Source organism: Flavobacterium araucananum, from assembly GCF_002222055.1.
Lineage (GTDB): Bacteria > Bacteroidota > Bacteroidia > Flavobacteriales > Flavobacteriaceae > Flavobacterium > Flavobacterium araucananum.
Map to the genome: position 1 here is coordinate 1 of NZ_MUGS01000002.1, position 13,151 is coordinate 13,151.

General features: G+C 33.8%; 11 protein-coding genes and 2 tRNA genes. 5 read left to right on the forward strand and 8 right to left on the reverse strand.

All coding sequences use genetic code 11. From position 1 onward, the window contains the following. A partial coding sequence (locus B0A64_RS00345) for a hypothetical protein (RefSeq protein ID WP_133083315.1) occupies window positions 1-204 on the reverse strand: 204 nt, incomplete at its 3' end. A 286-nt stretch (window positions 205-490) separates the two neighbouring features. After that, window positions 491-883, reverse strand: a complete 393-nt coding sequence (locus B0A64_RS00350) for a helix-turn-helix domain-containing protein (RefSeq protein ID WP_089477568.1) — start codon at window positions 881-883, stop codon at window positions 491-493. Window positions 884-1,194: 311 nt separating this feature from the next. On the opposite strand from B0A64_RS00350, the gene B0A64_RS00355 reads away from it, so the two are divergent. After that, window positions 1,195-1,881: a hypothetical protein gene (locus B0A64_RS00355; protein WP_089477569.1), complete on the forward strand. Its 687-nt coding sequence runs from the start codon at window positions 1,195-1,197 to the stop codon at window positions 1,879-1,881. Between the two features lie 57 nt (window positions 1,882-1,938). Here B0A64_RS00355 and B0A64_RS25025 read toward each other — a convergent pair whose 3' ends face one another. The 6 genes from B0A64_RS25025 to rseP all read right to left on the reverse strand — a co-directional run bounded on the left by B0A64_RS25025 (window position 1,939) and on the right by rseP (window position 5,978). Beyond that, window positions 1,939-2,103 carry a hypothetical protein gene (locus B0A64_RS25025; RefSeq protein WP_165769735.1) on the reverse strand — a complete coding sequence of 55 codons (165 nt, stop codon included), beginning with the start codon at window positions 2,101-2,103 and terminating at the stop codon, window positions 1,939-1,941. Window positions 2,104-2,525: 422 nt separating this feature from the next. Further along, complete coding sequence (locus B0A64_RS00360; RefSeq protein WP_089477570.1) at window positions 2,526-3,005, reverse strand: hypothetical protein; 480 nt, start codon at window positions 3,003-3,005, stop codon at window positions 2,526-2,528. Further along, complete coding sequence (locus B0A64_RS00365; RefSeq protein WP_123875866.1) at window positions 3,002-4,096, reverse strand: hypothetical protein; 1,095 nt, start codon at window positions 4,094-4,096, stop codon at window positions 3,002-3,004. Before B0A64_RS00365 ends, B0A64_RS00360 begins: the two co-directional genes overlap by 4 nt. Before the next feature lie 269 nt (window positions 4,097-4,365). Beyond that, a tRNA-Asn gene (locus tag B0A64_RS00370) sits at window positions 4,366-4,439 on the reverse strand. Window positions 4,440-4,477: 38 nt separating this feature from the next. Then, window positions 4,478-4,551 (reverse strand) — tRNA-Asn (locus B0A64_RS00375). An 83-nt stretch (window positions 4,552-4,634) separates the two neighbouring features. After that, the gene (gene rseP / locus B0A64_RS00380) at window positions 4,635-5,978 is read right to left on the reverse strand and encodes an RIP metalloprotease RseP (RefSeq protein ID WP_089477572.1); all 1,344 of its coding nucleotides are present in this window, start codon (window positions 5,976-5,978) and stop codon (window positions 4,635-4,637) included. A gap of 200 nt (window positions 5,979-6,178) precedes the next feature. Between rseP and B0A64_RS00385 the strand changes: the two genes are divergently transcribed. The 4 genes from B0A64_RS00385 to B0A64_RS00405 all read left to right on the forward strand — a co-directional run bounded on the left by B0A64_RS00385 (window position 6,179) and on the right by B0A64_RS00405 (window position 13,143). Then, window positions 6,179-7,249 (forward strand): NADH:flavin oxidoreductase/NADH oxidase, encoded by a 1,071-nt coding sequence (locus B0A64_RS00385; RefSeq protein WP_089477573.1) that lies wholly within the window; start codon window positions 6,179-6,181, stop codon window positions 7,247-7,249. 153 nt (window positions 7,250-7,402) lie between these two features. Beyond that, the gene (locus B0A64_RS00390; RefSeq protein WP_089477574.1) at window positions 7,403-8,443 is read left to right on the forward strand and encodes a Gfo/Idh/MocA family oxidoreductase; all 1,041 of its coding nucleotides are present in this window, start codon (window positions 7,403-7,405) and stop codon (window positions 8,441-8,443) included. Window positions 8,444-8,782: 339 nt separating this feature from the next. Continuing rightward, a complete protein-coding gene (locus B0A64_RS00400) occupies window positions 8,783-10,003 on the forward strand; it encodes an MFS transporter (RefSeq protein ID WP_089477576.1) in 1,221 nt (406 codons plus the stop codon). 302 nt (window positions 10,004-10,305) lie between these two features. Next, window positions 10,306-13,143 (forward strand): carboxypeptidase-like regulatory domain-containing protein, encoded by a 2,838-nt coding sequence (locus tag B0A64_RS00405; protein ID WP_089477577.1) that lies wholly within the window; start codon window positions 10,306-10,308, stop codon window positions 13,141-13,143. Window positions 13,144-13,151 lie beyond the last annotated feature (8 nt).

Here is a 13,151-nt window from a genome sequence, read left to right on the forward strand (position 1 = left end):
ATTTTCAATTTGTCTTAAGTTTACTTTTTCAATTTTATCTAATGAAGTAAACTTATTTTGTGAAATATTGAATATTTTTTCTTCGTCTTGTAGTTGTGTAAACCAATTGGTAAAAGCATCAAAGTCAAAATCATTGTAAAGTAAATCCGCAGTATTATTTTTATAAAATTTTAATACATGAAATGTTATCTTTCTACTTGTCATAATGTATTTAATTTTGTTATTTCTAAAATATTAATCATGTTGTTTAAGAATTCAAATAAAATATTTTGATTGATAATATTTGCAGGTATAAATACCCGATTATTCTAAAAACAAATTTAAATAATTGATTTTTAGTGATTTTACGGATTTCCATAAACGCTTAAATAAAAAAAGAAATAAAAAGAAAGAGATCTTTCTCAGAAGTATAAAACAAAAAAAAAGACCATCATTTAATGATGGTCTTTTTTAGCGTTCTTATTAATTTATCTGTTTTCAAAAGAAAACTTTACTTCCCTTTCAACAACTTCTCCAAATATTCGACTTTTTCTTTTTCGACCAAAACCAAACGCTCATAAAGCTCCACCACTTTATCAAGCGGATTGAAACTACAATTATAATTAAGTCCAGCATTAACAATGCCATTATCTTGATAAGTATTTCCAATAATATTTAAAACCGCTTCTTCAGAGAAATTTTTAATTCCTTCAGCAGATACGCCTAAAACTTCGGCAATTGCTTTCAGTTTTTCATCATCAATGGTTTCGCTATTTTCGATAGTCGAAACGGTTTGTTGACTTATTCCTAAAGCTTCTGCCAATGCATCTTGCTTCATATCTCGAAGTTCGCGAATACGGCTAATTTTTCGCCCTATATGATTTGGTTTTGATAGTGTGCTCATAATTCAAAGATAATAATTAAGTGTAATAAGAAACAATATGTAAAAAACATATTTGGCTGCGTATGCTACGGGCAACTACGGTACGATGCACAGCAATTTATTGCTTAATTGCATTGTATAAAACAAAAATACAATTTTTCGTACACCTAAAAGTAAAAAGCTATTATAAAAGAAATCAAAACAATTTTGACTTCAGGAAAACGACACTTTAACGACTTTTAAGGTCGTTTGCAGGCATTATAAAATAAAAAAGACAACAAGAGGTATCTTTATGTAACGATCTAAATAAACAGCAACTTTATTGGCTAATCATGAAAACTTATGAAACATTTTTTATAGCACTTGTATTTGTTTTCTCTTGCAACAGTTTTGGTCAGAGTAGTAATTCTGCTTCTGGTATTTCGGCAATCGGGAATACATCCAAAGACGGTCTTGTTATAGTGGCGTATTATGTAGAGGAAACCATTAATATGCCTTTTGGGAAAAGAACCACAAAATACGAAGTTTCAAAATTAAGTATGGTTTATACCAATGATCTTGGACCAAACAATACCAGGGTTGTAACGCCAATATATAGAAAACCAAAACTAAAAATTGGCGATGTAGCCTTGCAGTCAAAAACCGTTGTAGATAGCAGCGCGACAAAGATTAAACCAATCAAGGTTGAGGTAATCGCTCCAGCCAAAGATCCAAAATATTTAATTATAGATGTAGTCGATACTTATGCAAAAGTTTTGGACAAAGGATATAAATCTGTAGAGATGCTCACAAAAGTTGCCGACAGGGCTTATTTTGATGGTGATTTGGCTACAGCGGCTAAATACTACGAAGAACTATTTGCTATGAAAACAGATATGGATGCCATGTATTATTATCGCTACGCACAATCCTTAAAAGGAATTGACCAGGAGATTAAGGCGAATGAAGCAATGCTTTTGTTTGAAAGTAAAAATGGGAGTAATGATGTTGCGAAGCACAATAAACTGGTAAGGAATTGAGATTCTGTATTGATATTTAAGATCAGGTTTCAATTATATCCGATTGCAAAAGTGGATTTAGAGATTTTTGAATTGCGGAGATGGCTGTGGTTTTTTTTGATTTTTGCCTAGAGCTATGTTTTTTTCATAAACAGCGACTTGCTGTTTAACGATAGGCATGACTTTTTTCATTTGCTGTAATGCAAATTTTACTCTTTCGTTTGTATTTGAAATATCTTTCATAATGAAGCAAATTTACAAAAAAATATAAAGTAGAAATACTATAAAACAAAAAAATACCACTTACGATTGTAAGTGGTATTTAATAAGATCCCTTTAATATTGTGTTATCGAACCGATTCAAAACCGATTTGGAGAAACTATATGTCTTAAGTTTAGAGTTTGAAAAGCATTTCGAAATAATGATTTGATTTTTAGATTATTTAGAGTAATTGCCTTTAATGTTAAAATGTCGAACCTAATGAAATTAAATAAACATTGTTCCTGAGCGGGAAAGGTAGAAAATTCTAACCAATTTTTAGTTGATTTTTATAAGATTGTTGACTTTACCAACTCTTAACCTTTTGCCAATATTTCTCCTCAACAATCTCCTCAGCTTTTGGTTTTCGGTAACTGTTTCTGGTGTAAAGTTAGTGAACTAGGTATCAACAGTCTGTTTTCTTTTTTTCTGTTAAATCAAGTTGCATCAATTCTATTTCAGGAATCATAATATTTCCCTTGTCGTTTTCAAATACTTCTAAATATGGATAGTTCAACGGTCTTATATAACTGTCAGGAAATGGATATTTTTTTGATGCACTTTGAAGTTGATATCCGACTTCTACTCCACCTAATTTAGGATTGTATTTGAATACTTCTTTAATTAGTTTTTGAAAAGCTTTTAGCTCAATTTCTGATTCATCAGTTGAACGGAAATATATTATATCAGGTTCTGCGTAATATGAATTTGATTCTATTTCATCACTAAATAATTTTGTATTTGAATCTATACTATAATCGAGCCTATACAGCCAAGCAAAATTCTTTAATATACTTTGAATTGGATTTTGATAATTATTTTTATTTACATCTTTAGGATAAGATATAAAAACATTCAATTTAAATTTCCTTTTTATTTTTTTCATGCTTTTTCTCCTATTATATCTCTAATAACATCAGGTAACGAAGTAAGTAATTCTGAATATCGTTCCAAAATAATATTTGTGTTTTTTGTCATATATTCGACTTCCATTTTAATACCTGCAATATCATTTAAACAAGCAGTAATACTTTTAGCTAGCGAAAGAGTTTTTTCTTCAAATCGATAATTTGCCAAGTGTCTAATACTGGGTATAAAAAAATCATCTCTTAATTTAAATGGGTTGTATTTACCATCTTCTATATGAGGTACAATTTGAGCAATATACAAAACACTTAATGGTGCAGTTCTTTCATCTTCAAAAATATTTACACCCTCTTTTTCATAATTCAAATTATACATTCCGTATTCTCTGAGAAACTCTTGTAAATGATTATTGAAAGATTGGACTTGTCCTGAAGTTCCATTCAAATATGATTTGAATTTCTCGCTAATCAGATTGTGTTGATGTTCCATTATTGCAATATGACCGTGAGTATAATTTGATATGCTTACTACTTTTTTATATGCTTTTTCTTTTTCTTCCTTACTATCGAAAATTCGTTTATATAATGGCTTAGCATTTTTAATTTCAATGTATTTTATGAGTTCATTTTTATCCAATGATTTAAACACATCACCGTTTAAATTAGTCATTGCTTTTATTTCGGGAATAACAAATTCTATGAAACTTAATCTATCTCTAAACTCTGTTAAATCCGTCATTTGCTGACTTAATGGAACTTCTGTACTTCTTAGTTCAACAACCCATCTTTCACCGTTTCTAATGGTTGCACTTCTTTTATTAACCCAGTCAATTAATCGATTTATACCAATACCGAGAAACAAAGTAAGAATTGGTAAAGCGTATTTTGCCCATTCTGTACCAGCACTTTCTTCTTTCGCTAAAATGATTTGGGTATTCTTCTCCGAATATAAAGGAACTGAAATTGGTTTGGTAGATATTGTTGTTTTTAGAGTATCAATTTTTAATGGGGTAGTAACAGCTTTTTGAGCAGTATTTTTCTTGACAGTATCTTTTGACTGGGCACAACTCAATGTAGAATAAGCCAATAAGAATAGTAGATATTTCTTCATAAAAATTCTATTTGATACAATTATACAATATTTTAAAATATCATTTTCAGATGTTTAGAATTTTCTACATCAATATCCAAACCGCTTGGAAAATAAGGAAAAAGGCTCGTTTTTAAGGGTTATTTACCCAAAAAATATAATACTAGAAAAAGAGTGTTTTCGAACCACTTCTGAGAATAGTTTGGTGGAGTTAATGACCAGAAATTACGGGCGTTCGCAAAGTATAGGAATAAAAAAAGCCACTCTTTCGAATGGCTTTTCCAATGAAGCTCCCTCTCTTGGGCTCGAACCAAGGACCCTCTGATTAACAGTCAGATGCTCTAACCAACTGAGCTAAGAAGGAATCACCTTAAAGGTAAATATGTTTGCTAAAAAAAGTTGCTCCCCCTCTTGGGCTCGAACCAAGGACCCTCTGATTAACAGTCAGATGCTCTAACCAACTGAGCTAAGGAGGAAGTTGTTGCTCTTTTTAGCGAGTGCAAATATAGAGGATTTTTTAGTTTCGCAAAAATATTTTGACACTTTTTATTAAATATTTTTACTTGCCTACAATTGCCTTATAAATGTCGTTTCCGTTAGCGAACAATAGTAGTGCTATAAGTAAAACGAAACCAACCATTTGTGCGTTCTCTAAGAATTTGTCACTCGGTTTTTTGCCACTAATTATTTCGTATAATAAAAACATCACATGACCACCATCAAGGGCCGGAATTGGCAATAAATTCATAACTCCAAGCATAATTGACAATAAAGCGGTGATTGACCAGAATACTTCCCAGCTCCAAGAACTTGGAAAAATGTTAAAAATCGCCGCAAAACCACCCACTTGTTTGTATGCTTTTGTTTCAGGATTAAAAATCATTTTAAGCTGTTTTCCGTACCCTACCAATTGATCTTTACCTTTTGTTAGTCCAACCGGGATCGATTCAAAGAAACTATAGTTTTTAGTGCTTACTTTATAATAACCTAGTTTTTCCAGAGATTCTATACTTAAGCCACCAAGACCAACACCTAATTTTCCGGCAGCAGAAACTTTAACCGTAACTGGTACTTGTTTTAAATCACGCAAAACAACAGCAGGAATTGTTTTTCCTTTATTGTTTGACAGGATTACTTTTGCCTGATCAAAATATCTTGCTTCCTGACCGTTAAGGCTAACTACTAAATCTTTTGGTTTTAAGGCTGTATTTCCTGATTCAGGAGTAATGCTTGCTACTGCAAAAGGCATTCTCATGTCTACAAGAGGTGCTTTCTTTTGTTTAGACAACTGATCTACAAAATCAGTAGGCATTTTTATGGTTTGTTGTTGTCCGTTTCTTTCGATCAAAACTTCCTTTGCCATGATAATTTTCATGTTGATATCGTTGTCGAAGTTTTCGATTTTTTGCCCGTCAACAGCCAGGAATTTATCTCCTGTTTTAAAACCTGCTTTTACCATTGCAGGATTTTCAACCAGAACTCCGTCTTTCAAATCAGCATTTGCTACATAAGTATCGCCATAAGCAAACGCCATACCTATATATATAATGAATGCCAGAATAAAATTTACCGTAACACCACCCAACATAATAATTAGACGTTGCCAAGCTGGTTTAGAACGAAATTCCCATGGTTGCGGAGGCAAAGCCATTTGTTCTTTGTCCATGCTTTCGTCGATCATTCCGGAGATTTTTACATAACCTCCAAGGGGTAACCATCCGATACCGTATTCGGTTTCGCCAATTTTCTTTTTTAACAGAGAATATTTAACATCAAAAAATAAGTAAAATTTTTCGACTCTTGTTTTAAATAGTTTTGCAGGAATAAAATGTCCTAATTCGTGAAGAATAATAAGTAAAGATAAACTCAATAGAAATTGAGAGAGTTTGATAACTATATCCATTTTGTATTTTTAGTTCGTAATTTAACGCACAAAAGTAACGTTTCTATTTTAATTTGATCGTGCAAGATAATACATAAGGTTTTAAATGTTTGTTAATTAATAAACATTTAGATTTCTAGTTTTACGCAGAAGCTTTAACTTTACTTTTTTAAACACGATCCTACACAATAGGTAGTATAAAACCATTAAAAGTTACAAATATGGCTTCATTATTATTTTCTCCACTTACTATAAAAAACATCACGTTAAAAAACAGAATCGTTGTTTCGCCTATGTGTCAATATTCTGCAATCGACGGATTTGCAAACGATTGGCATCTGGTTCACCTGGGTAGTCGCGCCAGTGGCGGAGTAGGATTGATTATTCAGGAAGCAACTGCTGTTTCTCCCGAAGCCAGAATATCACCTTCGGATTTAGGAATCTGGAAAGACGAACACATTCAGAAATTAAAAAGTATTAACGAATTTATCGTTTCCCAAAATTCGATTCCCGGAATTCAGTTGGCGCATGCAGGACGAAAAGCAAGTGTCTCGATTCCTTGGGAAGGCAATAAAAAATTAGATTTTGCACATGGCGGATGGCAAACGGTTTCGGCAAGCGCAATCCCGTATCATGATGATGAACCCTTTTTTCCTGAGGCTTTGGATAAAAACGGAATTCAGAAAGTAATTTCAGATTTTAAAGCTGCGACCAAAAGAGCTGTTGAAGCAGGTTATCAGGTTCTGGAAATTCACGGTGCACATGGTTACTTATTGCACCAGTTTTTATCACCTTTAACAAACATCAGGACAGATGAATATGGAGGAAGTTTTGAGAACAGAATCCGTTTTACGTTAGAAATTGTAGCAGCTGTTCAATCAGAATGGCCCTCTAATTTGCCTTTAATAGTTCGAATTTCTGCTACAGATTGGGCAGAAGGAGGATGGAATCCGGAAGAATCTGTAAAGCTTTCAATAATTTTAAAAGAAAAAGGAGTTGATCTGATTGATGTTTCGTCAGGCGGATTGGTTTCGCATCAAAAAATTGCGATTGGACCGGGTTATCAGGTTTCTTTTGCAGAACAAATAAAGAGAGACGCTAATATTCTAACAGGCGCAGTGGGTTTAATTACCGAAGCCAAACAAGCCGAAGAAATTTTGAAAAACAATCAGGCCGATTTGATTTTATTTGCCAGAGAATCTCTAAGAAACCCAAACTTACCGTTGGACTTTGCCAAAGAATTAAACGACGAGATACAATGGCCAAAACAATACGAACGCGCTAAGATTTAAGTAATAAAAAAGGTTGCCACGAATTTCACAAATTAGCACAAATTTTTGCTGAGTTTTAATAAATTATAATTCGCGAAAATTAGTGTAATTCGTGGCGAAAAAATAATCTTTTTTAATCATTTTAATCTGTGGCAAAACAAATAAAAAGACAAAATGCAAAAAATAAAAACAGCACTATTATCATACGGAATGTCGGGAAAAGTTTTTCATGCACCATTCTTAAACATTCACCCGGGATTTGAATTGTTAGGATCTTGGGAAAGAAGCAAAAAACTAATCCAGGAAGATTATCCAACCGTAAAAAGTTATCCTTCGATCGATGATTTATTGGCAGATGATGTCGATTTGGTAATCGTAAATACACCTGTTGGCACCCATTATGAATATGCAAAAAAAGTATTACTGGCAGGAAAACATGCCGTTGTCGAAAAAGCATTTACGACCACCGTTGCCGAAGCCGAAGAATTAGCAGCAATCGCCAAAGAAAAAGGATTAAAATTGTCCGTTTTCCAGAACAGAAGATGGGATAGTGATTTTAAAACCGTTCAAAAAGTAATAAAAGAGGGGATTTTAGGAGATTTGGTCGAAGCCGAATTACATTTTGACAGATACAATCCTTTATTGAGTGCAAAAGCACATAAAGAAACCGTAAACGATGGTGCAGGGATCCTGAAAGATTTAGGTCCGCATTTAATCGATCAGGCAGTTTGTTTATTTGGTTCGCCAAAATCGGTTTTTGGAGATATTCGCTACACCAGAGAAAATTCTTTGGTAGATGACTGGATCGATTTATTATTAATCTACGAAGATTTCAGAGTAAGATTAAAAGCCAGTTTTTTTGTTAAAGAAGCCAATCCTGCCTACACAATTCACGGTAAAAAAGGGTCTTTCTTAAAACCTCGTGGCGATGTTCAGGAAGATGATTTAAAACTGGGCAAAAAACCAAACCTGGAATCTTGGGGAACTGAGCTAGAAAGCTTGCAGGGATTGTTGCATACAGAAATTGACGGAAAGCAAATACGGGAGAAAATACCAACACTTCAGGGAAACTATTTTTCGTTTTTTGATGGTGTCTATGACTCGATTGCAAATGGTAAAACAGAACCCGTTACGGCACAAGATGGCGTAAAAGTGATGCAAATAATCGAAGCTGCAATTGCAAGTCACACACAGCAAAAGGTAATTAATTTGTAGAAAGTTAGCCCACAGATTTTTCTTGAGGGACAAAGTTGCTGAGGCGCAAAGGGACAAAGGTTTTCTGTAGAGACTCACAGCAGTGCGTCTTATGTTTCGAACAGCAACGTTATTTTATTTTTGCCACAGATTTTACAGATTAAAAGGATTAAAAAACCTTGGGCAAAAAAAACTTTGTCCCTTTGCACTTCAGAACCTTAGTACCTTTAAAAAAAAACCTTTGCCCCTTAAAAGAAAATTTATAAACATACAACGTTATAAATCGATGAACCAGTAGGGTTGTATAGACTATGAAGCAGGTTTTTATTACTTTTATACATTAATTCAAAACGCACTACTTTGATAAGTTTCAATCCACTAGCACTATTTCAAACCAAAGGAAAAATTAAGAAAGTTTACAGAGAAGCAAAAGCCTCTTATTTAAACCGAATTCGTGTTGCCGTTGGAATGTTTTATTTTGGGATGGGATTAAGTTTTGCAACCTGGGCAAGCCGAATTCCGGACATTAAAACCGCTCTGCATTTGACAGAAGGCGATTTGGGTTCGATATTATTTGCCCTGCCAATGGGGCAATTAATTATTATGCCTTTTTCAGGAAAAATGGTAACCAAATTTGGCAGTCATCGCATTCTTGTTTTCTCCTTAATTATGTATGTTTTATGTCTGGCAAACTTAGGTTTGGCAACATCGGCATTGCAATTGTCGTTGGGATTATTTTTATTTGGAATTTTTGGGAACTTAGCAAATATTGCCGTTAATACACAAGGTGTTTATACCGAAGTTCTTTTTAAAAAAACAATCATGTCTTCTTTTCACGGAATGTGGAGTTTTGCAGGATTTACAGGTGCATTGGTAGGTTTAGGAATGCTTACTTTGAAGCTAACACCTTTTCATCATTTTTTAATAGTGGGCGGAGTTGTGTTGCTAATGGTTGTTTTTAATTTTAAATTTTTGGTCAAAGCCAAAGAGAAAATAAAAAATAAAAACGCCGAAAACAAAAAGCTATTTGTAAAACCGGACAGCGCTTTAATCTGGCTGGGAGTTATAGGTTTTTGCAGCATGGCAAGCGAGGGAGTTATGTTCGACTGGAGTGGAGTTTACTTTAAAGATGTTGTAAAAGCACCAGGTCCGTTAGTGATTTTAGGATATACTTCCTTTATGATTATGATGGCAAGCGGACGATTTTTAGGCGACGGAATGATTAATAAATTTGGTCGTGAGCGTGTAATGCAGATTAGTGGAGTCATGATTTCGGCAGGACTTTTTACCGCAGTTTTTCTTCCTTATATTATTCCTTGTACCCTTGCTTTTATGCTTGTAGGTTTAGGAGTAGCAACCATTGTTCCTACCGTTTATAGTATGGCAGGAAAAAACCCAACTGTTCCGCCGGGAGAAGCTCTAACGATTGTTTCGAGTGTAAGTTTCTTAGGTTTTTTAATGGGGCCTCCCGTAATTGGACATATCGCAGAGAACTTTGGGCTTCAGTTTTCTTTTGCCTTTATCGGAATCTTTGGCGTTCTGATTGCTTTTATGGTCTCTAAAATTAGAACCAAGGAGTAAATCCGGGAAATATTCTTTACAAATCAAGCACATCTTAAAAATTAACAAGAGCTGCAATCGACTTGTTTATTTCTAAACTTCACATAATAACAATTTATTTAATAAAAAATTAACAAGAAAATTACTTTAGTATTGTTTTTTACCTATATTTGATTTTCGAATATTAAGTTTCGCATTACTTCGAATCCTATTGAATGTCTTTCCAAAGACCCATTTTATCTTTTGATATAAGAATTAAAAATGTTTTGAAAGCCAGAACATTTTATTCTGAAAACTATTTGTCAAAATAAATTTGGTTCTTCATGAAAAAAAAATACATTCTAATTTTTGTTTTATTGTCCTTTAAGGTTGCTTTTGCACAACAAGAAACAACTTTTTCAGGCATTGTAATTGATGCAAAAACACAAAATCCTTTAGAGAATGTTGTGGTTAGTATTCAAAATTCTTCAATAACACAACTTACAACTTTGCAGGGAAAATTTGAGCTGCATTCTTCCATAAAAGGGCAGCAATTATTGTTATTGCACAGTCAGGGTTACAAAGATTTGCTTCTAAAAGTAAATTCGAATTCAGAACAAATAGTTAATCTTGGAATACTGCAATTAGAAGACAATTTTACAGATGATGTTCCCGCAACATTAATCACATTATTAGACAGTGATTTATCAGATGATAATAGCTCGTCAGAAATGACTTCCGGACTTTTACAATCTTCAAAAGATGCTTTTATGCAAGCTTCTGCATTCAATTGGGGACAAGCCCGATTTAGGGTTCGGGGTTTAGACAGCGAAAACGGAACCATGATGCTCAATGGTATGATCATGAATAAAATTTATGACGGACGGCCACAATGGAGCAATTGGGGAGGTTTGAATGATGTACTTCGAAATCAGGAATTCTCTGTAGGGGCAGCAGCTTCCGGTTTTACGTTTGGAGGGATAGTGGGAACGCAACAAATTTCGACACGAGCTTCGACTTATAGAAAAGGAACAAGGCTTACGTTTTCAGGAAGCAATACAACCTACAATTGGCGGGCTAATGGTACCTATGCTTCCGGGATGAATTCTAAAGGTTGGGCCTATGTAGTTTCGGCAGGAAAACGTTTTGGAAATGAAGGTTATTTTGAAGGAACGAATTTTAATGCAGAATCGTTTTTTATTAGTATCGAAAAAAAATTAAGCAACAAACATTCCTTAAATTTTACAGGATTTTATACCCCAAACTCTCGAGGAAAAAATTCTGCCAATACAGATGAAGTAATAGAATTAACCAACGAAAAATACAATTCGTATTGGGGGCTTCAAAACGGAGAGAAACGTAATGCAAGAGTAAAAAAAGTCGAAGAACCGTTGTTGATGCTCAATCATTATTATAAGATAAACGAAAAGGCAAACCTGAATTCTACAATCCTGTATCAGTTTGGAAAAGTAGGAAACAGTACGATTGATTATCAAAATGCAAACAGTCCGGATCCTGTTTATTATCGAAAGATGCCCAGCTATTATACCTCACTTTATGGAAAAGATATTGGCGAATTTTCAGGAGATTTTACTCCGGATTATATAAACGCGGCACAAAATAAAAAGAATTTTCTGGAAAATCCCCAAATAAACTGGCAGGAAATGTATCAGGCAAATCAGAAACCAATATTAAATCCTGACGGAATAATCATAGGATATCAACCTTCGCAGAGTCATTATGTATGGTATGAAGATCGAACAGATGATAAAACATTTGCTGCAAATTCGAACCTGAATATTCAAATTACAGAGAATAGTAGTTTTGATGGCGGAATAACTTTTCGGAATTTAAAATCACACCAATTTCAATATCTTTTAGATTTATTGGGAGGGGAATATTTTCAGGATATTGATGCCTTCTATAGTGGAGACGAAGGACAATCAGATTTACAAAACCCAAATCGTCAGGTAAAAAAAGGAGATATTTACGGCTATAACTATAACTTTCTGGCAACGACAATTGATGCTTTTACACAATTTAAATTCAATTATAGAAAAGTTGATTTTTATTTAGGGCAATCTTATACGGTTTCTAATTATGAAAGAGAAGGATTGTATCAAAACGGAATTTATCCCACATCTTCACTGGGGAAAAGCCAAAAAGTAAATTTCGAAAATTTCGGTTTCAAAGGTGGATTCACTTATAAAATTTCAGGAAAACAATGGTTGTTTTTTAACGGAATGCATCTTACCCGGGCACCGTCCCTTAGGAATACTTTTTCGAATTCGCGGTTGAATAATTCAGTTGTTGACGGCATCGAAAATGAAAATATAAGTAGTGCCGAAGCAAATTATGTTTTTCGTTCACCCCAACTTAAAATTAGAACAACCGCCTATTATACTCTGATAAAAAACACCACAAAAACATCTTTTTTCTATGCTGAAGGAATTTTTGACAGAGGTGCGAGTTACAATAATACAGATGCATTTGTAAGTCAGACTTTAACCCATTTAGACAAGAAAAACATAGGATTAGAATTAAGTCTTGAATATCAAATTTCATCAACATTCAAAACAACTATGTCTGTTGCATACGGCAACTATACCTATGCTAGTAATCCGGATGTTTCGATAACAAACGATGCCAATGCAGCAAAAGGAAATACAGAAACTACTTTTGATTTTGGAGAATCCTATCTCAAAAATTACAAACAACCCGGTATGCCACAACAGGCTTATTCTTTAGGGCTGGAGTACAGAGATCCAAAATATTGGTGGTTGGGTGCCAATATAAATTATATGACTGATAATTATATCGATGTTTCGCCAATAGCCCGAACAGCTCGTTTTTATAAAAATCCTATTAGTGGTCTTATTTTTCCTGAAGCTACAGAACAGCGTGCAGCGATTTTATTAAAACAGGAAAAATTTGATCCTGTTTCATTATTAAACCTTACAGGAGGTAAATCCTGGCGTATTTCAGGCAAATATGTAGGGCTTTTTGCAAGTGTAAATAATGTTCTGGATGTTACCTACAAAACAGGAGGTTTCGAGCAAGCACGAAATGCAAATTTCAGAGCACTTAATCAGGATGTTTCTAGTGAAACTCCCTCATTTGGACCCAAATATTTTTACGGATATGGCAGGACCTATTTCGTAAATATTACCATTAGTTTATAAAAAATTAA

What these genes read in the sequence shown, in the direction of transcription:
- B0A64_RS00350 (WP_089477568.1), bottom strand. Translation starts at nt 883, where the DNA reads ATGAGCACACTATCAAAACCAAATCATATAGGGCGAAAAATTAGCCGT.
- B0A64_RS00355 (WP_089477569.1), top strand. Translation starts at nt 1,195, where the DNA reads ATGAAAACTTATGAAACATTTTTTATAGCACTTGTATTTGTTTTCTCT.
- B0A64_RS25025 (WP_165769735.1), bottom strand. Translation starts at nt 2,103, where the DNA reads ATGAAAGATATTTCAAATACAAACGAAAGAGTAAAATTTGCATTACAG.
- B0A64_RS00360 (WP_089477570.1), bottom strand. Translation starts at nt 3,005, where the DNA reads ATGAAAAAAATAAAAAGGAAATTTAAATTGAATGTTTTTATATCTTAT.
- B0A64_RS00365 (WP_123875866.1), bottom strand. Translation starts at nt 4,096, where the DNA reads ATGAAGAAATATCTACTATTCTTATTGGCTTATTCTACATTGAGTTGT.
- rseP (WP_089477572.1), bottom strand. Translation starts at nt 5,978, where the DNA reads ATGGATATAGTTATCAAACTCTCTCAATTTCTATTGAGTTTATCTTTA.
- B0A64_RS00385 (WP_089477573.1), top strand. Translation starts at nt 6,179, where the DNA reads ATGGCTTCATTATTATTTTCTCCACTTACTATAAAAAACATCACGTTA.
- B0A64_RS00390 (WP_089477574.1), top strand. Translation starts at nt 7,403, where the DNA reads ATGCAAAAAATAAAAACAGCACTATTATCATACGGAATGTCGGGAAAA.
- B0A64_RS00405 (WP_089477577.1), top strand. Translation starts at nt 10,306, where the DNA reads ATGAAAAAAAAATACATTCTAATTTTTGTTTTATTGTCCTTTAAGGTT.